General features: G+C 55.3%; 22 protein-coding genes. 15 read left to right on the top strand and 7 right to left on the bottom strand.

The annotated features are described in order from the left end of the window. Positions 1-88: 88 nt before the first annotated feature. Together loiP and OGX81_RS08245 are read left to right on the top strand one after the other, a co-directional pair. Positions 89-847, top strand: a complete 759-nt coding sequence (gene loiP / locus OGX81_RS08250) for a metalloprotease LoiP (RefSeq protein ID WP_286487538.1) — start codon at positions 89-91, stop codon at positions 845-847. 992 nt (positions 848-1,839) lie between these two features. Beyond that, entirely contained in the window at positions 1,840-3,108 is a 1,269-nt protein-coding gene (locus tag OGX81_RS08245; RefSeq protein ID WP_012135053.1) for an OprD family outer membrane porin, read from the top strand. A 39-nt stretch (positions 3,109-3,147) separates the two neighbouring features. Here OGX81_RS08245 and speB read toward each other — a convergent pair whose 3' ends face one another. The 4 genes from speB to yqgG all read right to left on the bottom strand — a co-directional run bounded on the left by speB (position 3,148) and on the right by yqgG (position 6,650). Next, a complete protein-coding gene (gene speB, locus OGX81_RS08240) occupies positions 3,148-4,068 on the bottom strand; it encodes an agmatinase (protein WP_012135054.1) in 921 nt (306 codons plus the stop codon). A gap of 230 nt (positions 4,069-4,298) precedes the next feature. Next, on the bottom strand, positions 4,299-6,275 hold the full coding sequence (speA, locus tag OGX81_RS08235) for a biosynthetic arginine decarboxylase (RefSeq protein WP_024130934.1): 1,977 nt from the start codon (positions 6,273-6,275) through the stop codon (positions 4,299-4,301). Positions 6,276-6,283: 8 nt separating this feature from the next. Beyond that, the gene (gene yqgB, locus OGX81_RS08230) at positions 6,284-6,415 is read right to left on the bottom strand and encodes an acid stress response protein YqgB (protein ID WP_047463939.1); all 132 of its coding nucleotides are present in this window, start codon (positions 6,413-6,415) and stop codon (positions 6,284-6,286) included. Positions 6,416-6,512: 97 nt separating this feature from the next. Further along, positions 6,513-6,650 (bottom strand): small protein YqgG, encoded by a 138-nt coding sequence (gene yqgG / locus OGX81_RS08225; protein ID WP_269475138.1) that lies wholly within the window; start codon positions 6,648-6,650, stop codon positions 6,513-6,515. Positions 6,651-7,065: 415 nt separating this feature from the next. On the opposite strand from yqgG, the gene metK reads away from it, so the two are divergent. From metK to ruvX, 8 genes are all read left to right on the top strand, one after another. Next, a complete protein-coding gene (gene metK / locus OGX81_RS08220) occupies positions 7,066-8,220 on the top strand; it encodes a methionine adenosyltransferase (protein WP_012135057.1) in 1,155 nt (384 codons plus the stop codon). A gap of 417 nt (positions 8,221-8,637) precedes the next feature. Next, positions 8,638-10,032, top strand: a complete 1,395-nt coding sequence (gene galP / locus OGX81_RS08215; protein ID WP_286487537.1) for a galactose/proton symporter — start codon at positions 8,638-8,640, stop codon at positions 10,030-10,032. Between the two features lie 158 nt (positions 10,033-10,190). Then, on the top strand, positions 10,191-10,688 hold the full coding sequence (locus tag OGX81_RS08210; protein ID WP_024130936.1) for a SprT family zinc-dependent metalloprotease: 498 nt from the start codon (positions 10,191-10,193) through the stop codon (positions 10,686-10,688). A gap of 94 nt (positions 10,689-10,782) precedes the next feature. Next, the gene (gene endA / locus OGX81_RS08205; protein ID WP_012135060.1) at positions 10,783-11,490 is read left to right on the top strand and encodes a deoxyribonuclease I; all 708 of its coding nucleotides are present in this window, start codon (positions 10,783-10,785) and stop codon (positions 11,488-11,490) included. A 77-nt stretch (positions 11,491-11,567) separates the two neighbouring features. Next, positions 11,568-12,299 carry a 16S rRNA (uracil(1498)-N(3))-methyltransferase gene (rsmE, locus tag OGX81_RS08200; protein ID WP_047463935.1) on the top strand — a complete coding sequence of 244 codons (732 nt, stop codon included), beginning with the start codon at positions 11,568-11,570 and terminating at the stop codon, positions 12,297-12,299. A gap of 12 nt (positions 12,300-12,311) precedes the next feature. After that, entirely contained in the window at positions 12,312-13,259 is a 948-nt protein-coding gene (gene gshB / locus OGX81_RS08195) for a glutathione synthase (RefSeq protein ID WP_047461353.1), read from the top strand. A gap of 176 nt (positions 13,260-13,435) precedes the next feature. Further along, entirely contained in the window at positions 13,436-13,999 is a 564-nt protein-coding gene (locus OGX81_RS08190) for a YqgE/AlgH family protein (RefSeq protein ID WP_012135063.1), read from the top strand. Further along, the gene (gene ruvX / locus OGX81_RS08185) at positions 13,999-14,415 is read left to right on the top strand and encodes a Holliday junction resolvase RuvX (protein WP_071257864.1); all 417 of its coding nucleotides are present in this window, start codon (positions 13,999-14,001) and stop codon (positions 14,413-14,415) included. Before OGX81_RS08190 ends, ruvX begins: the two co-directional genes overlap by 1 nt. Positions 14,416-14,564: 149 nt before the next feature. On the opposite strand, the gene OGX81_RS08180 is transcribed toward ruvX, so the two are convergent. Then, complete coding sequence (locus OGX81_RS08180) at positions 14,565-15,545, bottom strand: type IV pilus twitching motility protein PilT (protein WP_104868203.1); 981 nt, start codon at positions 15,543-15,545, stop codon at positions 14,565-14,567. A 17-nt stretch (positions 15,546-15,562) separates the two neighbouring features. Here OGX81_RS08180 and OGX81_RS08175 point away from each other — a divergent pair, with 17 nt between their 5' ends. Genes OGX81_RS08175 through hemW form a run of 5 tightly spaced genes read left to right on the top strand, consistent with a single transcriptional unit; the run spans position 15,563 to position 18,869 of the window. After that, complete coding sequence (locus tag OGX81_RS08175; RefSeq protein WP_049010785.1) at positions 15,563-16,267, top strand: YggS family pyridoxal phosphate-dependent enzyme; 705 nt, start codon at positions 15,563-15,565, stop codon at positions 16,265-16,267. An 18-nt stretch (positions 16,268-16,285) separates the two neighbouring features. Beyond that, entirely contained in the window at positions 16,286-16,852 is a 567-nt protein-coding gene (locus tag OGX81_RS08170; RefSeq protein WP_012135068.1) for a YggT family protein, read from the top strand. Further along, positions 16,849-17,139, top strand: coding sequence for a DUF167 family protein YggU (gene yggU, locus OGX81_RS08165; RefSeq protein WP_012135069.1), 291 nt, complete (start codon positions 16,849-16,851; stop codon positions 17,137-17,139). The genes OGX81_RS08170 and yggU overlap by 4 nt, the downstream gene beginning before the upstream one ends. A 7-nt stretch (positions 17,140-17,146) precedes the next feature. Continuing rightward, positions 17,147-17,740 (top strand): XTP/dITP diphosphatase, encoded by a 594-nt coding sequence (locus OGX81_RS08160; RefSeq protein WP_012135070.1) that lies wholly within the window; start codon positions 17,147-17,149, stop codon positions 17,738-17,740. Beyond that, positions 17,733-18,869 (top strand): radical SAM family heme chaperone HemW, encoded by a 1,137-nt coding sequence (gene hemW, locus OGX81_RS08155; protein WP_104868201.1) that lies wholly within the window; start codon positions 17,733-17,735, stop codon positions 18,867-18,869. The genes OGX81_RS08160 and hemW overlap by 8 nt, the downstream gene beginning before the upstream one ends. Positions 18,870-18,987: 118 nt before the next feature. On the opposite strand, the gene ansB is transcribed toward hemW, so the two are convergent. Further along, on the bottom strand, positions 18,988-20,034 hold the full coding sequence (gene ansB, locus OGX81_RS08150) for an L-asparaginase 2 (protein ID WP_104868200.1): 1,047 nt from the start codon (positions 20,032-20,034) through the stop codon (positions 18,988-18,990). A 182-nt stretch (positions 20,035-20,216) separates the two neighbouring features. Further along, complete coding sequence (locus OGX81_RS08145; RefSeq protein ID WP_286487536.1) at positions 20,217-20,936, bottom strand: YggN family protein; 720 nt, start codon at positions 20,934-20,936, stop codon at positions 20,217-20,219. Between the last annotated feature and the right edge of the window lie 41 nt (positions 20,937-20,977).

Below are 20,977 nucleotides of genomic sequence, written 5' to 3'. Positions count from 1 at the left end.
GTTCTTTTCTTTATACTTAGCGTGGCGCTGGTTCATCGACACAAGGCGCACTTTTAGAACAATCCTGATTTCGTGCGGAAGAGAAAACATGAAAATTCGCGCTTTACTGCTTGCTATGAGCATGGCGACGGTTCTGACCGGTTGCCAGAATATGGACTCCAATGGACTGCTCGCTTCAGGTGCAGGCGCTTTTCAGGCTTACAGCCTCAGTGATGAGCAAGTAAAAGCGCTCAGCGACCAGGCATGTACGGAAATGGACAGCAAGGCGACAATCGCCCCGGTCAGCAGCGAATACGCGAAGCGACTGAGCAAAATCGCCTCTGCGCTCGGCGACAATATCAACGGCCAGTCGGTGAATTACAAAGTCTATGTGGCGAAAGACGTTAACGCGTTTGCAATGGCGAACGGCTGTATCCGCGTCTATAGCGGCCTGATGGACATCATGACCGATAACGAAGTGGAGGCGGTCATCGGCCACGAAATGGGACACGTTGCGCTCGGCCATGTGAAGAAAGGGATGCAGGTTGCGCTGGGGACTAACGCGGTTCGCGCCGCAGCCGCTTCCGCTGGCGGTATTGTCGGTAGTCTGTCGCAGTCACAGTTGGGCGATCTTGGCGAGAAACTGGTGAACTCACAGTTCTCCCAGCGCCAGGAGTCCGAAGCGGATGATTACTCCTATGAGTTGTTGCGCAAACGCGGCATCAGTCCGGCTGGTCTGGCAACCAGTTTTGAGAAACTGGCGAAGCTGGAAGCGGGACGTCAAAGCTCCATGTTTGACGATCACCCGGCCTCCGCCGAACGCGCCCAGCATATTCGCGACCGAATGGCGGCAGACGGTATTAAATAAAAACGAGAGCAACATGTAGCTCTTGTTAGCTGTTCCGTTCGCCTTATGTTCGTTACCTGTCTGAAACCATAGCATTTGCGAACGTGTTAAGGAGGCTCGTCGCCGCCTCCTTAACAATCCTGGCTCCCGGCGGGAAAATTGTTGCTTCGCAATACCCTCCGCTTATTCCTCCTGGCTACCGGGGCGGGCGCGAGGTAGCGTCCCTGCAAAACGCGCCCTGAACCCGCATCCATGCGGGTTCCTCCGGCCTTACGGAAACACGTCGGCAATTTTCAGCCGGACCCGCCCACACCTGACCATTTCCACGGTTTGTTTTTTTAACAGCAAAACCGGTGCAACTGAAAATCAGGGCATTACAGCAATGCCCCTGTTCCGGCTGAAAATCGATGAGACGTTGACGGCTGACCGGGTCCGCCCGCAGGGACGCGGGCGGAGGGGACGGCCTGCCGGGACGCAGGCTCGGCCCCGACCCGAAAGGCAGACGGAATAAGGCGAATGAACCGCGCAGCGGCGATTTTCCTTGCCGGAGAGCCTGGGTTGCAAGGGAGGCGGCGGCGAGCCTCCCTTGCACGTTCACGAGTACTGAGTTTTCAGAGTAATGTTGAACATCAGGTGAACGGAAACAATCTTCCTGGCTAAATATTCTCCCGGCAGACAGAATAGCGTTCAAATGGTAATTCCCCCCATTCTTATAACGCATAAATTGATAACTTAAGCGCACAGAACGTTAAATATCAGAATATAAACAGTAGCGATATATTCGACGTTTTATTCTCTGATAGAGGATTATTTTAGTATTTATATTCCCCGGCATGTTTTATCACTTCTTTTAACGCCACAGACAAAATATAAAATAGTCCAGCCCCGATATGGCCGGCACGCCAACGGCTGTAAGCCTTTGTCACAAAATGTTTGCAATCAATAATTATTCAGGTAACTATCCGTAACGCAGCAATTCAATTTGATATTATCCATAAAGAGAAGTTCCCTCAGTGAAAAAAGAAATATCGCTAATCGCATTAAGTTTATTCGCCGCATTGCCTGCCATTGCCAGCCAACAATCCGACAGCCAGGGTTTTGTTAATGACAGCCATTTAAATCTCTTTTTACGTAACGCCTGGATTAACCGCGACTATCAGGGCGGCGTACAGGACAAAGCCGAATGGGGCCAGGGCATTGTCGCCACCTTTGAATCCGGCTATACCGAAGGTCTGATCGGCTTTGGCGTTGACGGTATTGCGCAATATGGCGTGCGTCTGGACGGCGGCCGTGGCCGCAGTGGCGCAGGCGGTATCGACTTCTTCAAACAAGACAGCGACGGCCGCGCGAAATCCGATCTGGCAAAATTTGGCGCAACCGCCAAAATGCGCATCTCCAACACCGTCCTGAGCTACGGCAACCAGCGTCCGCAGCTCCCGATCGTCTACGCCGACGATTCCCGTCTGCTGTTTGAAAGCTTCACCGGCACCATGTTGACCTCCAGAGAGATCGACGGTCTGGAGATTAATGCCGGTTATTTCACCGACGAGCAGCGCAAAAGCGACGACCGCCACAACAGCGGCCTGAAAAGCCTCTCTTTCGGCGGCGCGAGCTACCAGTTTAACGATCAGTTCAGCGGCGCCCTGTATGCCTCGCACGTCGAAGATGTGCTGAACAAACAGTATCTGGGGCTGAACTTCAAACAGCCTTTCAGCACCGGACAGCAGCTGGTGCTGGACTTCAACGGCTACAACTCACGTCTGGATTCCGGTTACGCCGATAGCCTGAATACTGGCCGCAGCAACAGCATCTGGAGCCTGGCGGCAAGTTATATCTGGGATATTCATACCTTTAAAGTGGCGTATCAGCAAAGCAGCGGCAGCACCGGTTATCACTACGGCAGCTATCGCGATCAGGGCGGCGTCGGCGATGGCGGCAACACCATCTGGCTGGCGAACTCTTACTGGTCTGATTTTAACGGTGAAGACGAACGTTCCTGGCAGGCGTCATATGGACTGGATTTTGCCGGTCTCGGTTTACCGGGGCTGAGCTGGACAACCGCTTATGTTCGCGGCGATAACATCAAAACATCGGCAACCAGCAACGGCAAAGAGCACGAGTGGTTCAACCAGGTGCAATACCAGGTTCAGGACGGCATGGCGAAAGACCTGAAACTGAAGCTGCGCTATTCCGTATTACGCGTGTCCAGCAACGCCAGCGACTATAACGTCAGCGGCAACGAGATTCGCGCTTACGTGGAATATCCGTTTAACATCTTTTAAGTTAAAACCCCTCTCCTGATGACGGAGAGGGGGAAGCACTTATTCGCCTTTTTTCGCCGCCTGAATGTAGAGCATTTCCAGCGCCAGGGTCGCCGCAGCCAGCGCGGTGATTTCGGACTGGTCATAAGCCGGAGCCACTTCCACCACGTCCATCCCGACGATGTTCAGATCTTTCAGACCGCGCACCAGTTTAATGGCGCGATCGGAAGTCAGGCCGCCGATCACCGGTGTCCCTGTGCCCGGTGCGAACGCCGGGTCCAGACAGTCGATATCAAAGGTCAGGTAGACCGGCATATCGCCAACGATCTGATTAACCTGCGCGATGATGTCATCCACGCCGCGATCGTTCACCTGGCAGGCATCCAGCACGGTGAAACCGTTGTCTTTATCAAATTCAGTACGAATACCAATCTGCACGGAGTGGTTCGGGTCAATCAACCCCTCTTTCGGCGCAGTGTAGAACATGGTGCCGTGGTCAAACTCGCAGCCGTTCGCGTAGGTGTCGGTATGCGCGTCAAAATGCACCAGCGCCATTTTGCCAAAGTGCTTTGCATGAGCGCGCAGCAGCGGCAGGGTCACGAAGTGGTCGCCGCCGAAGGAGAGCATACGTTTACCGGCTGACAGCAGTTTCTCCGCATGCGCCTGCAATTTTTCACTCATCTCGCGCGCGTCGCCAAACGCATAGACCAGGTCACCGCAGTCCACAACGTTCAGGCGCTCGCGCATGTCGAAGTTCCACGGGAAGCGGTTGTGCTCCCAGGCCAGGTTAGTGGAAACCTGACGGATTGCCGCCGGGCCGTGGCGGCCGCCCGCACGACCGGAAGTCGCCATATCAAACGGTACGCCGGTGATAACCCAGTCGGCGTCGCTGTCATAAGGCTGGAAATTCAGCGGCAGACGCAGAAAGCCGAAGGCGTTGGAAACCAGGGAGTTATCGTACTGATGACCTAAAGTGCTCATGTCCTGACCTCTTTTAAAGTCGATACATTAAAAACAGATGAAAAAAAATCCCCTCCGCGTCGTTAAACCCGACGAGGAAGGGATTGATTCGTAAATCGCTTATTGGGGCGAATTATCGCCGTTAATTCATACGGGTTCAAGTGAGTATAGCATTCTGCCGGATGGCGGCTTCGCCGTATCCGGCCTATATTCGTAGGCCCGGTAAGCGCAGCGCCACCGGGCATCAGCGGCTACTCGTCTTCCAGGTAAGTGTACCCGTACAGCCCCGTCTCAAACTCTTCGAGGAACTGCTGTTGCAGCGCATCGTCCAGACCGGTCTGTTTCACCTGATCGCGGAAGTGGGTCAGCAGCGTGTTCGGATCGAGCTGTACGTATTGCAGCATATCCGCCACGGTGTCCCCTTCGTCAGACAGCTCAACTTCCACGCTGCCATCCGGGAAGACAAACACGTCAACCGCTTCGGTGTCGCCGAACAGGTTGTGCATGTTGCCAAGGATCTCCTGATAGGCGCCGACCATAAAGAAACCGAGCATCGGCGGGTTCTCTGGATCGTACTCCGGCATCGGCATAGTGGTGGCGATGCCGTCACCGTCGATGTAGTGATCGATCGCGCCATCGGAATCACAGGTGATATCCAGCAGCACCGCGCGGCGCTCAGGCACCTGATCCAGCCCTTCCAGCGGCAGCACCGGGAACAGTTGATCGATACCCCACGCATCCGGCATTGACTGGAACAGCGAGAAGTTGACGTACATTTTGTCCGCCATACGCTCCTGCAACTCATCGATGATCGGACGATGCGCACGGTTCTGCGGGTCCAGCTGTTTCTGTACTTCGTGGCACATGCTCAGGTAGAGCTGTTCCGCCCAGGCGCGTTCCTGCAAGCTGAACGTCCCGGAAGAGTAGCCAATGTGAATGTCGTGCAGGTCCATCTGGCTGTCGTGCAGCCATTCACGCAGCGAGCGACGGGTGCCCGGTTCGTGCATCTCCTGCCAGGTTTCCCACATGCTCTGCAACGCGCGCGGCGCGTCGTCGGCAGGCGCGGTGGGCACCGTATATTCGTTACGCTCCACGCCGATGATGTTCGATACCAGCACGGTATGGTGCGCAGTTACCGCACGGCCAGACTCGGTGATCACCGTTGGGTGCGGCAGACCGTGTTCTTCACACGCATCGCCAATCGCCCAGATGATGTTGTTGGCGTATTCGTTCAGGCCGTAGTTAACGGAGCAATCAGACTGCGAGCGGGTTCCTTCGTAATCCACGCCCAGACCGCCGCCGACGTCGAAACACTGAATGTTGACGCCCAGTTTATGCAATTCAACGTAGAAACGGGCGGATTCGCGCACGCCGGTGGCAATGTCGCGGATATTCGCCATCTGCGAGCCGAGGTGGAAATGCAGCAGTTGCAGGCTGTCCAGTCGCCCGGCTTCACGCAGGGTTTCAACCAGTTGCAGCACCTGCGTCGCCGCCAGGCCGAATTTGGATTTTTCGCCGCCGGAAGACTGCCATTTACCGGAACCCTGCGAGGCCAGACGCGCACGCACGCCCAGGCGCGGGATCACGTTCAGACGCTCGGCTTCATCCAGCACGATCGCGATTTCCGACATCTTCTCGATGACCAGGTAGACCTTGTGGCCCATCTTTTCGCCAATCAGCGCCAGACGGATGTATTCACGGTCTTTGTAGCCGTTACAGACGATCACGCTGCGGGTCATTCCGGCGTGCGCCAGAACCGCCATCAGCTCCGCCTTCGAACCGGCTTCCAGCCCCAGCGGTTCGCCGGAGTGAATCAGCGATTCAATCACCCGACGGTGCTGGTTGACCTTGATCGGATAAACGAGGAAGTAGTCGCCGTTATAACCGTAGGATTCACGCGCGCGTTTAAACGCCGCGTTAATGGAGCGCAGACGGTGTTGCAGGATCTGCGGGAAGCAGAACAACGCAGGCAGACGCTGGCCTTGCGCTTCGCGAGCTTTCACCAGTTTGGCGAGATCGACGCGCGCCTGAGGTACGTCAGGGTCCGGGCACACGCTGATGTGTCCCAGTTCGTTGACGTCGTAGTAGTTATTGCCCCACCAGGCAATATTGTAAGTACGCAGCATCTTGCTGGCTTCCTGGGAGCTCATTGCAACCTCCTGCATGGAGCGTAGTACACCCTGTTCGCCTGCTGACGAAGGCGAACCCATAGACATGTCGTCAGACATAGCGAACCTCAAATTTTATTAACAAGTGTAAAACAGTTGACTACTATCGCAATCCGTAGACGCGATAACAACCCATAAACAGACGTATTTTCCAGCAGATAGTGCTGACGCTCCGCCTGCGCGACCGGTTTCTTTTTCATATCATTGTAAAACACGTAACCGAACTTAAGTATGACGGTTCGGCGAAACCACGAGAAAACTCTTGTTTCAACAAGAGCGCCCTTGTTCAGTCTTCCGTTACCGACCGGCTCTGGAATCCTGAGAAGCGCCGAGATGGGTATAACATCGGCAGGTATGCAAAGCAGAGATGCAGATTGCGGGGGACATGCGCACACCAGAACGGTGCGACAGATTCAGCAGAATACAACGGTTCATTATCTCGTATCACCTCCACGGCCGCCCCGTAAGACAAGCCTTTAAGCCAAAGCAACGTTTTAGCCCGGCTGGAAGTGGCGACACGAGGAATCCGTCGTGTGCTTTTTAGTATGAGCCGCGCGCCGCGTTTTATACCGACAAGAGGGGAAAAATGCAAAGCATAAATGCGCACATTGCCAGCAGTGTCCTGAAAAATTTCCAGTCGTGTTTTCAACGCAACGAGAGTTGATTCAAAAAAAACTGGAAATCGGGTGAAGAAGTGACCTAAAATAGCCATCCAGATGTTAATCCATCCATACTGATTAACACTCAGACTGCCAGTGTCATCAACCTGCAAGCCTTGGTAGAATCCTCTGCTTTGGCTATTCCACACAACAGTTTGAGCTAACCAAATTCTCCTTAGGTGAAATAAAACATGGCAAAACACCTTTTTACGTCCGAGTCCGTATCAGAAGGGCATCCTGACAAAATTGCTGACCAAATCTCTGATGCCGTGCTGGATGCGATCCTGGAACAGGATCCGAAAGCGCGCGTCGCATGCGAAACCTACGTTAAAACCGGTATGGTTTTAGTTGGCGGTGAGATCACGACCAGCGCATGGGTTGATATCGAAGAGATCACCCGTAACACGGTCCGTGAGATTGGCTATGTGCATTCCGACATGGGCTTTGACGCCAACTCTTGCGCCGTGCTGAGCGCTATCGGCAAACAGTCCCCGGATATCAACCAGGGCGTTGACCGTGCCGATCCGCTGGAACAGGGCGCGGGCGACCAGGGCCTGATGTTCGGTTACGCGACCAATGAAACTGACGTGCTGATGCCAGCGCCGATCACCTACGCGCACCGTCTGGTACAGCGTCAGGCTGAAGTGCGTAAAAACGGCACGCTGCCGTGGCTGCGCCCGGATGCGAAAAGCCAGGTCACTTTCCAGTATGACGACGGCAAAATTGTCGGCATCGACGCGGTAGTGCTGTCTACTCAGCACGCTGAAGAAATTGACCAGAAATCGCTTCAGGAAGCGGTGATGGAAGAGATCATCAAGCCGATCCTGCCGTCAGAATGGCTGAACGCGTCGACGAAATTCTTCATCAACCCAACCGGTCGTTTTGTTATCGGCGGCCCGATGGGCGACTGCGGTCTGACCGGTCGTAAGATTATCGTGGATACCTACGGCGGTATGGCACGTCACGGCGGCGGCGCATTCTCCGGTAAGGACCCGTCTAAGGTTGACCGTTCCGCAGCCTACGCCGCGCGTTATGTTGCGAAAAACATCGTTGCCGCAGGTCTGGCTGACCGTTGTGAAATTCAGGTTTCTTACGCTATCGGCGTGGCTGAACCAACCTCTATCATGGTTGAAACCTTCGGTACTGAAAAAGTGCCTTCTGAACAGTTGACCCTGCTGGTACGCGAGTTCTTCGACCTGCGTCCGTACGGCCTGATTCAGATGCTGGATCTGCTGCACCCGATCTACAAAGAAACCGCTGCATACGGTCACTTTGGCCGCGAACATTTCCCGTGGGAAAAAACCGACAAGGCGCAGCTGCTGCGTGATGCCGCAGGTCTGAAGTAATTTACTGACGTTGCTTTTTTTAAGGCCAGCCTCGTGCTGGCCTTTTGTATTTGTGCGCGCATCTTTTGCCCGGAGTCGCTTCGCTTGCACGGGCCTACAGGTTCTGTCGTTTTGGCGTAGCCGTCACCCGGCGATTAATGAAACCGTTTACCCTCCATTCTATAAGCCACGATTTGAAAATAATCCTTTTGCATGATCGTTTTTCTTCTGACGTTACATTTTTTTCAGTTAAGTCTTAAATGTGCGTATTCGCGATACAAACCGCCTCACTTACCTCTATGTTTTCAAAGTATTAATTACTTTCACCATCAAATGCTAGTGTAAACGATTACACTAACGTGATTCTAATCACATATTTTTGCGGGCCACTCACCTACCCTTAGCATCAACAAAACTGGCAACCCAACCGGAGGCATCATGCCTGACAATAAAAAACAGGGGCGTTCAAACAAGGCCATGACATTTTTTGTCTGCTTTCTTGCAGCCCTGGCAGGATTACTTTTTGGCCTGGATATCGGCGTTATCGCCGGTGCTTTACCCTTCATCACTGACGAATTCCAGATTACCGCGCACACTCAGGAGTGGGTGGTCAGTTCGATGATGTGCGGCGCCGCCGTCGGTGCCGTCGGCAGCGGCTGGCTCTCCTTCAAATTAGGTCGTAAGAAAAGCCTGATGATCGGCGCGATCCTGTTTGTGGCCGGTTCTCTGTTTTCCGCCGCCGCGCCTAACGTTGAGGTGCTGATCGTTTCCCGCGTTCTGTTAGGCCTGGCCGTTGGCGTCGCGTCCTACACCGCCCCGTTGTACCTGTCTGAGATCGCGCCGGAGAAAATTCGCGGCAGTATGATCTCCATGTACCAGTTGATGATCACCATCGGTATTCTTGGCGCCTATCTGTCTGACACCGCGTTCAGCTACAGCGGCGCATGGCGCTGGATGCTGGGCGTGATCATCATTCCGGCCATTCTGCTGCTGATCGGCGTGTTCTTCCTGCCGGACAGCCCGCGCTGGTTCGCAGCGAAACGTCGCTTTATTGATGCCGAACGCGTACTGCTGCGTCTGCGTGATACCAGCGCAGAAGCCAAACGCGAGCTGGATGAGATCCGTGAAAGTCTGCAAGTAAAACAGAGCGGCTGGGCGCTGTTTAAAGAGAACAGCAACTTCCGTCGCGCGGTGTTCCTCGGGGTGCTTTTGCAGGTGATGCAACAGTTCACCGGGATGAACGTCATCATGTACTACGCGCCGAAAATCTTTGAACTGGCAGGTTATACCAATACCACCGAGCAGATGTGGGGCACCGTTATCGTTGGCCTGACGAACGTGCTGGCCACCTTTATCGCTATCGGCCTGGTAGACCGCTGGGGGCGTAAACCAACGCTGACGCTGGGCTTCCTGGTCATGGCTATCGGCATGGGCACTCTCGGCACCATGATGCATATCGGCATTCACTCGCCGTCAGCGCAATACTTCGCCATCGCCATGCTGCTGATGTTTATCATCGGGTTCGCGATGAGCGCCGGCCCGCTGATTTGGGTACTGTGCTCTGAAATTCAGCCGCTGAAAGGCCGCGATTTCGGTATCACCTGCTCTACCGCCACCAACTGGATCGCCAATATGATCGTCGGCGCAACGTTCCTGACCATGCTCAACACGCTGGGCAACGCAAACACCTTCTGGGTCTATGCCGGTCTGAACCTGTTCTTCATCATCCTGACCATCTGGCTGGTTCCTGAAACCAAACACGTCTCTCTGGAACACATTGAACGTAACCTGATGAAAGGCCGTAAGCTGCGCGAAATCGGCGCTCACGACTAACGCTGATAATTAGCGGTAAGTGCCCGATGGCGCAAGCTTATCGGGCCTACTGCCCCCAGTTGAACGCAGCGCGGTTTGTCGGCCGCCATCCGGCAAAACTTAGCGGGGTGAAGCGTCCCTCTTGCAGTCTCCATCACCTCCCATTATCCTCTGTCGTTATGAAAACCTCCCGTCTCCCTATCGCTGTCCAGCAAGCCGTCATGCGCAGCCTGCGGGAAAAACTCGCCCAGGCCAATCTCAAACTGGAACGTCATTACCCGGAACCCAGGCTGGTTTATCAACAACGTGGAACTGCCGCGGGAACAGCATGGCTACAAACCTACGAAATCCGTCTCAATCCTGTGCTATTGATGGAAAACGTCGACGCGTTCGTTAATGAAGTGGTGCCCCATGAACTGGCGCATTTGCTGGTCTGGAAGCATTTTGGCCGGGTTGCGCCGCACGGCAAAGAGTGGAAATGGATGATGGAAAGCGTACTGGGCGTCCCTGCCAGACGCACGCATCAGTTTGAACTGCAATCCGTTCGCCGCAATACCTTTACCTACCGCTGTAAATGCCAGCAGCATCAGCTCACCGTGCGCCGCCATAATCGCATCGTGCGCGGTGAAGCCACCTACCGCTGCGTTCACTGCGGCGAACCGCTTATTGCTGAATAATCGCCAGAATAATCAGGAACTTTTCTGATCTGCCTGATTGCATACAAGAACAACTTTCGCTACGTTGCGGGCTCGTTTTGACACGGAGTTCGTGATGTACCGTAATTTCTCTTTTGCCGCAGCGTTGTTGGCGATGATGCTCTCAGGGCAGGTGCTGGCTACAGGCATCAACAGTTTTTCTCAGGCCAAAACCGCCGGGGTCAAAGTCAACGCCGATGTTCCCGGTGATTTCTACTGCGGGTGTAAAATTAACTGGCAGGGTAAAAAAGGCGTCGTGGATCTCGCCTCCTGCGGCTATAAAGTCCGAAAAAATGAAAACCGCGCCAGCCGCATTGAATGGGAACACGTCGTGCCCGCCTGGCAGTTCGGCCACCAGCGTCAGTGCTGGCAGGACGGCGGGCGAAAAAACTGTGCGAAAGATCCTGTCTACCGCAAGATGGAGAGCGACATGCACAATCTGCAACCCGCCGTCGGCGAGGTGAATGGCGATCGCGGCAACTTCATGTACAGCCAGTGGAATGGCGGCGAAGGTCAGTACGGCCAGTGCGCCATGAAGGTCAATTTCAAGGAAAAAATCGCCGAACCGCCTGCTCGCGCCCGTGGTGCGATCGCCCGTACCTACTTTTATATGCGCGACCAGTACAATCTGACGCTCTCCCGTCAGCAAACGCAGCTTTTCAACGCCTGGAACAAGCTGTATCCGGTCACGGACTGGGAGTGCGAGCGCGACGAACGCATCGCCAGGGTACAAGGGAACCACAATCCATACGTGCAACGCGCTTGCCAGGCGCAAAAGAGCTAACCTACACTAGCGGGAATATTTTTAACCCAGCCCCACGCGATCAGATGGCGTGGGGAGATGACGCGGATTTTTCTATTATGCGCATTCCCCGCATTTATCACCCTGAACCCATCACATCCGGCAGCCAGTTCTCCCTGTGTGAAGACGCCGCCAACCATATCGGACGCGTGCTGCGTATGGGGCCAGGCCAGGCGCTCCAGCTGTTTGACGGCAGCAATCAGGTGTTTGACGCCGAGATAACCAACGCCAGCAAAAAAAGCGTCGATGTAAAAGTGCTCAGCGCCACCCTCGACGATCGTGAATCCCCGCTGCATATTCACCTCGGCCAGGTGATGTCGCGCGGCGAAAAAATGGAATTCACTATCCAGAAATCGATCGAACTGGGGGTAAGCCTCATTACGCCACTTTTTTCTGAGCGCTGCGGCGTTAAACTGGACAGCGAACGTCTGAACAAGAAGCGCCAGCAGTGGCAAAAAATCGCTATTGCCGCCTGTGAACAGTGCGGTCGTAACCGGGTGCCGGAAATTCGCCCGGCAATGGATCTGGAAGCCTGGTGCGCCGAACAGGACGAGGGGCTGAAACTGAACCTTCACCCGCGCGCCAGCGCCAGTATCAACACCCTGCCGCTCCCCGTGGAGCGCGTGCGCCTGTTGATTGGCCCGGAAGGCGGTTTGTCGGCAGATGAAATCGCCATGACCGCCCGCTACCAGTTTACTGATATCCTGTTAGGACCTCGCGTTCTGCGTACTGAGACAACTGCGCTCACCGCCATTACCGCGCTACAGGTGCGTTTTGGCGATCTGGGCTAACGGAGAAGAACAATGATCAAGCTCGGCATCGTGATGGACCCCATCGCAAGCATCAACATCAAGAAAGATTCCAGCTTCGCTATGCTGCTGGAAGCACAACGTCGTGGCTACGAACTTCATTACATGGAGATGGCCGATCTGTATTTGATCAACGGTGAGGCTCGCGCCCGCACGCGTACCCTGAGCGTAGAGCAGAACTATGACAACTGGTATACGTTCAACGACGAGCAGGATCTGCCGCTGGCCGATCTGGACGTCATCCTGATGCGTAAAGATCCGCCGTTCGATACCGAATTTATCTACGCCACTTATATTCTGGAGCGCGCGGAAGAGAAAGGCACGCTGATCGTCAATAAGCCCCAGAGCCTGCGCGACTGCAACGAAAAACTGTTCACCGCCTGGTTCTCCGACCTGACGCCGGAAACGCTGGTCACGCGCAACAAAGCGCAGCTGAAAGCCTTCTGGCAGAAGCACAGCGACATCATTCTCAAGCCGCTGGACGGCATGGGCGGCGCGTCTATCTTCCGCGTGAAGGAAGGCGACCCCAACCTCGGCGTGATCGCCGAAACGCTGACCGAGCATGGCACCCGCTATTGCATGGCGCAGAACTACCTGCCAGCCATTAAAGACGGCGACAAACGCGTGCTGGTTGTTGACGGCGAACCCGTTCCGTACTGCCTGGCGCGGATTCCGCAGGGCGGCGAGACCCGTGGCAACCTGGCGGCCGGTGGTCGCGGCGAACCGCGCCCGCTTACCGACAGCGACTGGGAAATCGCCCGCCGCATTGGCCCAACCCTGAAAGCGAAAGGGCTGATTTTTGTGGGTCTGGATATCATCGGCGATCGTCTGACGGAAATTAACGTCACCAGCCCAACCTGTATTCGTGAAATTGAAGCGGAGTTCCCGGTTTCGATTACCGGAATGCTGATGGATGCCATTGAGGCGCGTTTGCAGAAGTAAATTAGTTGCCGGATGACGACGCCTTCGCGTCTTATCCGGCCTGGAATTTCACCCCACAGGCCGGATAAGACGAAACTGCCATCCGGCAAAGCTATTTTCAGAGGGTGACATCTTCGCGCTTTCCCCACATACTGGACGCTGTTGCTTTTTTGAACCCGGATACAGAACCTCTGACAATGAATTTACAGCATCACTTTCTTATTGCCATGCCTGCTCTCCAGGACCCAATTTTCCGCCGCTCCGTGGTGTACATTTGCGAACACAATGAAGATGGCGCAATGGGGATTATCATTAATAAGCCTCTGGAAAATCTACAGATTGAAGGGATTCTGGAAAAACTGAAGATTACGCCCGAACCGCGCGATCCGGCGATTCGTCTGGATAAAGCCGTAATGCTCGGCGGACCGCTGGCGGAAGATCGGGGATTTATTTTACATACCCCGCCCTCCCGCTTTTCGTCCAGTATTCGTATTTCTGACAATACGGTGATCACCACGTCCCGCGACGTGCTGGAGACGTTAGGCACACCGGAGCAACCCTCTGAGGTGCTGGTGGCGCTGGGTTATTCATCATGGGATAAAGGTCAACTGGAGCAAGAGCTGATGGATAATGCCTGGCTCACGGCCCCTGCCGATCTCAATATTCTGTTCAAAACGCCGATTGCCGACCGCTGGCGCGACGCGGCCAAATTAATCGGAATTGATATTCTGACCATGCCTGGCGTGGCGGGGCATGCCTGATGAGCGGAACCTTACTCGCATTTGATTTCGGCACCAAAAGTATCGGCGTAGCGATAGGACAGCGCATCACCGGCACCGCCCGCGCGCTGCCAGCGATAAAAGCGCAGGACGGAACGCCAGACTGGAACATTATCGAGCGTTTGCTGAAAGAGTGGCAGCCGGATGAAATTATTGTCGGGCTACCGCTCAATATGGATGGCACAGAGCAGCCCCTCACCGCTCGCGCCCGCAAGTTCGCCAACCGCATTCATGGCCGTTTTGGCGTACCGGTTACGCTGCATGACGAACGCCTCAGCACCGTAGAAGCGCGCTCTGGCCTGTTTGAACAGGGCGGTTATCGCGCACTCAACAAAGGCAAAGTGGATTCCGCCTCGGCCGTCATCATCCTCGAAAGCTATTTCGAGCAGGGTTACTGATACGAATTGCCTGATGGCGAGCAGCGTTAAGACCGACAAATTAGCTTCCATATCAACGCCTGATGGCGCTTCGCTTATCAGGCCTACAAACTACGGGCACGCTTGTAGGCCGGATAAGGCCATCGGCCGCCATCCGGCACAACCGTTCGCTAAAGCCTGCCCTGCGCCTGCCGCTGTTGCAGACTCTGGGCAAACGTCTGCATCCCCGCCTGTTGGCTGGTCTGAATAACGCCGGGCAACTGGTGAATCTTCCCCTCCCGAATAAGATTGCCAACCGCTGGCGTGTTGATGAGCAGTTCAAATAACGCCACGCGTCCGTCCTGCCTGTCGGTTTCCAGCTTCTGCGACAACACGGCGCGCAGGCTGCCCGCAAGTTGACTGCGTACCGGATCTTTCTCCTGCGCCGGAAAGGAGTCAACCAGCCGCTCTACCGCCTGTGCCGCGCCGCGCGTATGTAGCGTCGCCAGAACCAGATGCCCCGTTTCCGCCGCCGTCAGCGCCAGGCGAATGGTCTCACTGTCGCGCAGTTCGCCTAATAAAATCACATCCGGGTCTTCACGCAGCGCAGCGCGTAACCCGGCGGCAAAGGAGCGGCAGTGTACGCCAACCTCCCTCTGCTGAATCAGGCAGCGCTGGCTGGTATGGCGGTACTCAATAGGATCTTCCAGCGTCAGAATATGACCATCGAGATGCTGGTTGAGGTATTCCACCATTGCCGCCAGCGTGGTGGATTTCCCGCTTCCCGTCGCCCCGGTCACCAGAATCAGTCCGTTCTCGCCGCCAAGGAACGCGGGTAGCGCGGCAGGCGTCTGGAGCGCGTCCAGTTGCGGGCACGTAGTGGGCAGCAACCGCAGCGCCAACGATGCGCCCTGCTCGTGATGAAAAGCGCTGGCGCGTAACCGCAATTCGCCCGGCAGCGACACCGCAAAGTCGAGCTGACCATCCGCCTGCCACGCCCGGCGCTGCGCGTCGTTAAGCCATTGTGACAGCAAAACCTCGACATTCGGGCTGCTAAACGGGGCTATTTCCACTTTTCCCCGTTTACGCCAGCGTGCAGGCCATGCGTTGCACAGGTGTAGATCCGAGACGTTATGCTTTACACTAAGGGCCACTATTTCTTCCATATCCATACGAACATCCTCGGAAAATGAACGATATCGCGCATAACCTGGCACATGTCCGGGACAAAATCTCAGCCGCCGCGACGCGTTGCGGGCGGTCTTCAGAAGAAGTTACGCTGCTTGCAGTGAGTAAAACCAAGCCTGCGAGCGCCATCGCAGAAGCCATCGCGGTCGGGCAGCGGGCGTTTGGCGAAAACTATGTTCAGGAAGGGGTAGAGAAAATTCGCCACTTCAAAGAAAGCGGCGTCGAAGGGCTGCAATGGCACTTTATTGGCCCCTTGCAGTCCAACAAAAGTCGTCTGGTGGCAGAGCATTTTGACTGGTGCCATACGATCGATCGTCTGCGTATCGCCGCCCGTCTGAGCGAACAGCGCCCGGCAGGTCTGCCGCCGCTGAACGTGCTGATTCAAATTAATATCAGCGATGAGAACAGCAAGTCCGGGATTCCGCTTACGGAACTGGACGCTCTGGCGGCAAGCGTTGTTGAGCTTCCCGGTATCAGGCTGCGCGGACTGATGGCGATCCCCGCCCCTGAGTCAGATTATGTAAGGCAGTTTGAAGTTGCACGCCAAATGGCTGTAGCATTTGCCGGGCTGAAAACGCGCTATCCTGGCGTTGATACCCTTTCTCTGGGTATGTCGGATGATATGGACGCCGCAATTGCGGCAGGTAGCACGATGGTGCGCATCGGCACCGCTATTTTTGGTGCGCGTGATTACACAAAAAATTAAGGAAAACTGAGGAACGCCATGAAGACGTTGACCTTCCTGCTCTCAACGGTAATTGAACTGTATACCATGGTGCTATTGTTGCGCGTATGGATGCAGTGGGCTCGCTGTGATTTTTACAACCCTTTCTCACAGTTTGTGGTGAAAGCGACTCAACCCATTATCGGGCCGCTGCGTCGTATTATTCCGCCAATGGGGCCGATTGATAGCGCCTCCATGCTGCTGGCATTTATTCTGAGCTTTATCAAAGCGATAGTGCTTTTCATGGTCGTGACGTTCCAGCCGATTATCTGGATCGCCGCCATACTTATCGTCCTGAAAACCATCGGCCTGCTGATTTTCTGGGTACTGCTGGTGATGGCGATCATGAGCTGGGTGAGCCAGGGCCGAAGCCCGATTGAATACGTTCTGCTTCAACTGGCGGACCCTTTGCTGCGCCCGATTCGCCGTCTGCTCCCTTCGATGGGCGGCATCGACTTCTCGCCGATGATCCTGGTTCTGCTGCTGTATGTTATCAACATGGGCATCGCTGAAGTCTTACAGGCGACAGGCAATATGCTGCTGCCGGGGCTGTGGATGGCGCTATGAGTGCCGTTACACCCTGCGCTGACGGTCTGATTTTACGGCTCTATATTCAGCCGAAAGCCAGCCGTGACAGTATTGTGGGTTTACATGGCGACGAAGTGAAAGTCGCCATTACCGCCCCGCCGGTTGATGGCCAGGCCAACAGCCATCTGGTGAAGTTTCTTGGCAAACAATTCCGAGTGGCGAAAAGCCAGGTCGTCATTGAAAAGGGCGAACTGGGCCGCCACAAACAGGTTAAAATCATTCATCCGCAACAGATCCCGCCAGAAATCGCGGCGTTAACTGATTAGGTATCCTATGCAAAAAGTTGTCCTCGCTACCGGCAATGCCGGTAAAGTGCGTGAGCTCGCCTCACTGTTGAGCGATTTTGGGCTTGATGTCATCGCGCAAACCGAACTGGGCGTTGATTCAGCCGAAGAGACCGGTCTGACGTTCATCGAAAATGCGATCCTGAAAGCGCGTCATGCCGCAAAAGCTACCGGTCTGCCCGCCATTGCCGACGACTCCGGCCTGGCCGTTGATGCGCTGGGCGGCGCGCCGGGTATTTACTCCGCCCGTTATTCCGGCGAAGACGCCACCGATCAGCGTAACCTGGAAAAACTGCTGCATACCCTGCGGGAGGTGCCGGATGAGAAGCGCCAGGCGCGCTTCCACTGCGTGCTGGTCTACATGCGCCATGCAGAAGACCCGACGCCGCTGGTGTGCCACGGAAGCTGGCCAGGAATGATTACCCGCGAAGCGGCGGGCAATGGCGGTTTCGGCTATGACCCTATTTTCTTTGTTCCGTCGGAAGGTAAAACGGCAGCCGAGTTAACCCGTGAAGAAAAAAGCGCGATCTCCCACCGTGGGCAGGCGCTGAAGCTGCTGCTGGACGCCTTACGCAATGGTTAAGCTGCCGCCGCTGAGTCTTTATATTCACATCCCGTGGTGCGTGCAGAAATGCCCGTACTGCGATTTCAACTCGCATGCGCTGAAAGGCGAAGTGCCGCACGATGATTATGTTCAGCACCTGCTGAGCGATCTCGATACCAACGTGGCATATGCGCAGGGACGCGAAGTAAAGACCATTTTTATTGGCGGCGGTACGCCGAGCCTGCTCTCAGGCCCGGCAATGCAAACGCTGCTGGACGGCGTGCGGGCGCGCCTGCCGCTGGCGGCGGATGCAGAAATCACGATGGAGGCGAATCCGGGGACGGTAGAGGCCGACCGTTTCGTTGATTACCAACGCGCCGGGGTAAACCGTATCTCCATCGGCGTGCAGAGTTTTAGTGAACCGAAGCTAAAACGCCTCGGGCGCATTCACGGCCCGGAAGAGGCGAAGCGGGCAGCGAATCTGGCGAGCAGTCTGGGGCTGCGCAGCTTCAACCTGGACCTGATGCACGGCCTGCCGGATCAAACGCTGGAAGAGGCGCTGGGCGACCTGCGCCAGGCCATCGCGCTCAATCCGCCGCATCTGTCGTGGTATCAGTTGACTATCGAACCTAACACGCTGTTCGGCTCACGCCCGCCGGTATTGCCAGACGATGACGCGCTGTGGGATATCTTCGAGCAAGGCCACCAGTTGCTGACGGCGGCAGGTTATCAGCAGTACGAAACCTCCGCGTATGCCAGGCCGGGTTATCAGTGTCAGCACAACCTGAACTACTGGCGCTTTGGCGATTATCTCGGAATTGGCTGCGGCGCGCACGGTAAAGTGACCTTCCCGGACGGGCGCATCCTGCGCACCACCAAAACGCGTCACCCGCGCGGTTATATGCAGGGGCGCTATCTGGAAAGCCAGCGTGATGTCGAACAGGCCGACAAGCCGTTTGAGTTCTTTATGAACCGTTTTCGGTTACTGGAAGCGGCTCCCCGGGCAGAGTTTACGCAGTATACCGGGCTTGCCGAAGCGGTAATTCGTAAGCAGCTCGACGAGGCCATCGCCCAGGGGTATCTCACCGAATGCGAGCAGCACTGGCAGATTACCCAACACGGCAAGCTGTTTTTAAACTCCCTGCTGGAGCTGTTTCTGGCGGAGTGATGGCGGGTGAAGATGTAGGCCGGATAAGGCCTTGAGCCGCCATCCGGCAAATTGCCTGATGGCGCTGCGCTTATCAGGCCTACAGGGTTAGGGCGATAAGCGCAGCCACCTTCACCGATTAATACTGATTAAACATCGTCTGGATCTGTTGCGGATCTTTGGTTTGCGTCAGCGCCAGTTGCAACAGCACGCGCGCTTTTTGCGGGTTCAACGAACCGGAAGCGACAAACCCGTATTTCGCGTCATCGACTTCAGCATCCTGCGTGGTGGCGCCAGTCGGTACACGAGAAGAACGCACGACAACCGTGCCTTTATGCGCAGCAGTCGCCAGCGTATCGAAAACCGTTTTGTACAGGTTGCCGTTACCCACGCCCGCGCTCACAATCCCTTCGTAACCCGCATCCACCAGCGCTTTCGCCGGCAGATCGGACGCATTCGCGTAGTTATAAATAATCCCGACTTTCGGCAGTTCAGTCAGCTTAGAAACGTCAAACGGCGTGGAAGTGGTGTGCTTGCGCGCTGGCGTACGCTGATAATCAATTTTACCGTTGTGAATGTAGCCCAGCGGCCCGTAATTCACAGACTTGAAGGTGGCGACATCGGTAGTATTGGTCTTGGTGACGTCACGTCCGTCCAGCACAGTGTCGTTCATCACCACCAGTACGCCGCGATTCGCGGACGCTTTATCCGCCGCAGTGACCACAGCGTTATAGAGGTTGAACGGGCCGTCGGCGCTCATTGACGTCGACGGACGCATCGCCCCGACCAGCACTACCGGTTTATTACACTTGACGGTCAGGTCGAGGAAATAAGCCGTCTCTTCCATCGTATCGGTACCGTGGGTGATCACGAAGCCGTCGGTGTTATCGCAGTCGGTATTGATTTTCTTCGCCAGCGTTAACCAGACTTCATCGTTCATATCCTGCGAACCGATATTGACGACCTGCTCACCTTTTACAACTGCGATATCCTTTAACTGAGGCACCGCGTCCACCAGGCTTTCGACGCCAACTTTACCCGCCGTATAATTTGATTTTGTCGCGGAGTCACCGCCACCGGCAATGGTTCCCCCGGTCGCCAGAATAGTGACATTCGGCAAAGCCAGCGCCGCGCCGCTGCAACCCATTACCAGAGCGGCGAGTACCATTTTCCTGAAAAACTCCATGTTATTTCTCCAGTTACGTGAATTTGACGCATTATCCCAATGTCGAAGATGAATAATGTGACGTCTTCCAATTAACCAGATAAATATCTTTTTACGTTTGTGGTTTTTAGAGATGGATATCAAAACGGCGGGGTATGACAACATAAAACGGCACAGCAGATGCTGTGCCATAGACAAGAGTTTTATTTCAGGCTGCTCACCAGCGCTTTGCGGCTGTCTTCCAGCGTCACAACGCGACTGCACACATCTTTGCCGAACTGCTGGAAGTCTTTTTCCTGATTCTTCCATTCGTTCTGAATCGACGTTTGCAGACCGCCGAGGCTACCCAGCACACCCTGCAACGGATTACCGCCGCCTTTGAGCACCGCTTTCGCACCCATTTCGTTAATGCTGTCCTGCAAAATGCCGCCCATCGCCTGATTCACCAGTTGCTGGCCGTCGGCGCGCACCTGATCAATCGCCTTGTAGTGGAAGGTCAGGCCGTCAGTACGATGCTCAATGATGCGGTTCATCTGCTCTTTCAGTTGCGCATCAAGTTTGGTCAATCGACCACGCATATTGCTGCTTTCGCCCACTTCCTGCGCGATGATTTTATCCAGCGCCACGCGGCCTTTCTCGACGCGGCTTCTGGCGCCCTCATCGATCCACGGCAGCGCGCTGCGCAATTCCGCCTGGTAATCTTTCGCCTGTTCGCGCTGCGCGGCGCTAAGGGTGTACTGTTTGCCGTTAAACATCGCATTGCCGTCCGGCGCGATCACCAGGTTGCCGTTTTCGCCTTTTACCTGAACCGTTTGCGGGCTGAGAATCACATCGTCACGCGGAGTGACGCTGCATTGATAATCTGCGTGTGCGGCCATCGCCGTCAACGAAAGAACTGCCGCCAGCAGCGTTTTGCGCATCATAACTTTCCCTCAAGACAAATCGGGCCAGCAAATGCTGGCCC

This window comes from Citrobacter sp. CK206 (genome assembly GCF_030333125.1).
GTDB classification, from domain to species: Bacteria; Pseudomonadota; Gammaproteobacteria; order Enterobacterales; family Enterobacteriaceae; genus Citrobacter_B; species Citrobacter_B koseri.
This window is presented reverse-complemented; position numbering and strand designations above follow the sequence as displayed.

Bases quoted from the DNA above. Each gene is read 5' to 3' on its own strand.
- OGX81_RS08210 (WP_024130936.1), top strand. From the start codon at position 10,191: ATGAAAACCTCCCGTCTCCCTATCGCTGTCCAGCAAGCCGTCATGCGC.
- OGX81_RS08170 (WP_012135068.1), top strand. From the start codon at position 16,286: ATGAAGACGTTGACCTTCCTGCTCTCAACGGTAATTGAACTGTATACC.
- OGX81_RS08160 (WP_012135070.1), top strand. From the start codon at position 17,147: ATGCAAAAAGTTGTCCTCGCTACCGGCAATGCCGGTAAAGTGCGTGAG.
- endA (WP_012135060.1), top strand. From the start codon at position 10,783: ATGTACCGTAATTTCTCTTTTGCCGCAGCGTTGTTGGCGATGATGCTC.
- yqgB (WP_047463939.1), bottom strand. From the start codon at position 6,415: ATGAAAAAGAAACCGGTCGCGCAGGCGGAGCGTCAGCACTATCTGCTG.
- rsmE (WP_047463935.1), top strand. From the start codon at position 11,568: ATGCGCATTCCCCGCATTTATCACCCTGAACCCATCACATCCGGCAGC.
- loiP (WP_286487538.1), top strand. From the start codon at position 89: ATGAAAATTCGCGCTTTACTGCTTGCTATGAGCATGGCGACGGTTCTG.
- OGX81_RS08180 (WP_104868203.1), bottom strand. From the start codon at position 15,545: ATGGATATGGAAGAAATAGTGGCCCTTAGTGTAAAGCATAACGTCTCG.
- ruvX (WP_071257864.1), top strand. From the start codon at position 13,999: ATGAGCGGAACCTTACTCGCATTTGATTTCGGCACCAAAAGTATCGGC.
- yqgG (WP_269475138.1), bottom strand. From the start codon at position 6,650: ATGAACCGTTGTATTCTGCTGAATCTGTCGCACCGTTCTGGTGTGCGC.
- metK (WP_012135057.1), top strand. From the start codon at position 7,066: ATGGCAAAACACCTTTTTACGTCCGAGTCCGTATCAGAAGGGCATCCT.
- galP (WP_286487537.1), top strand. From the start codon at position 8,638: ATGCCTGACAATAAAAAACAGGGGCGTTCAAACAAGGCCATGACATTT.
- yggU (WP_012135069.1), top strand. From the start codon at position 16,849: ATGAGTGCCGTTACACCCTGCGCTGACGGTCTGATTTTACGGCTCTAT.
- hemW (WP_104868201.1), top strand. From the start codon at position 17,733: ATGGTTAAGCTGCCGCCGCTGAGTCTTTATATTCACATCCCGTGGTGC.
- speB (WP_012135054.1), bottom strand. From the start codon at position 4,068: ATGAGCACTTTAGGTCATCAGTACGATAACTCCCTGGTTTCCAACGCC.
- OGX81_RS08145 (WP_286487536.1), bottom strand. From the start codon at position 20,936: ATGATGCGCAAAACGCTGCTGGCGGCAGTTCTTTCGTTGACGGCGATG.
- OGX81_RS08190 (WP_012135063.1), top strand. From the start codon at position 13,436: ATGAATTTACAGCATCACTTTCTTATTGCCATGCCTGCTCTCCAGGAC.
- ansB (WP_104868200.1), bottom strand. From the start codon at position 20,034: ATGGAGTTTTTCAGGAAAATGGTACTCGCCGCTCTGGTAATGGGTTGC.
- speA (WP_024130934.1), bottom strand. From the start codon at position 6,275: ATGTCTGACGACATGTCTATGGGTTCGCCTTCGTCAGCAGGCGAACAG.
- gshB (WP_047461353.1), top strand. From the start codon at position 12,312: ATGATCAAGCTCGGCATCGTGATGGACCCCATCGCAAGCATCAACATC.
- OGX81_RS08175 (WP_049010785.1), top strand. From the start codon at position 15,563: ATGAACGATATCGCGCATAACCTGGCACATGTCCGGGACAAAATCTCA.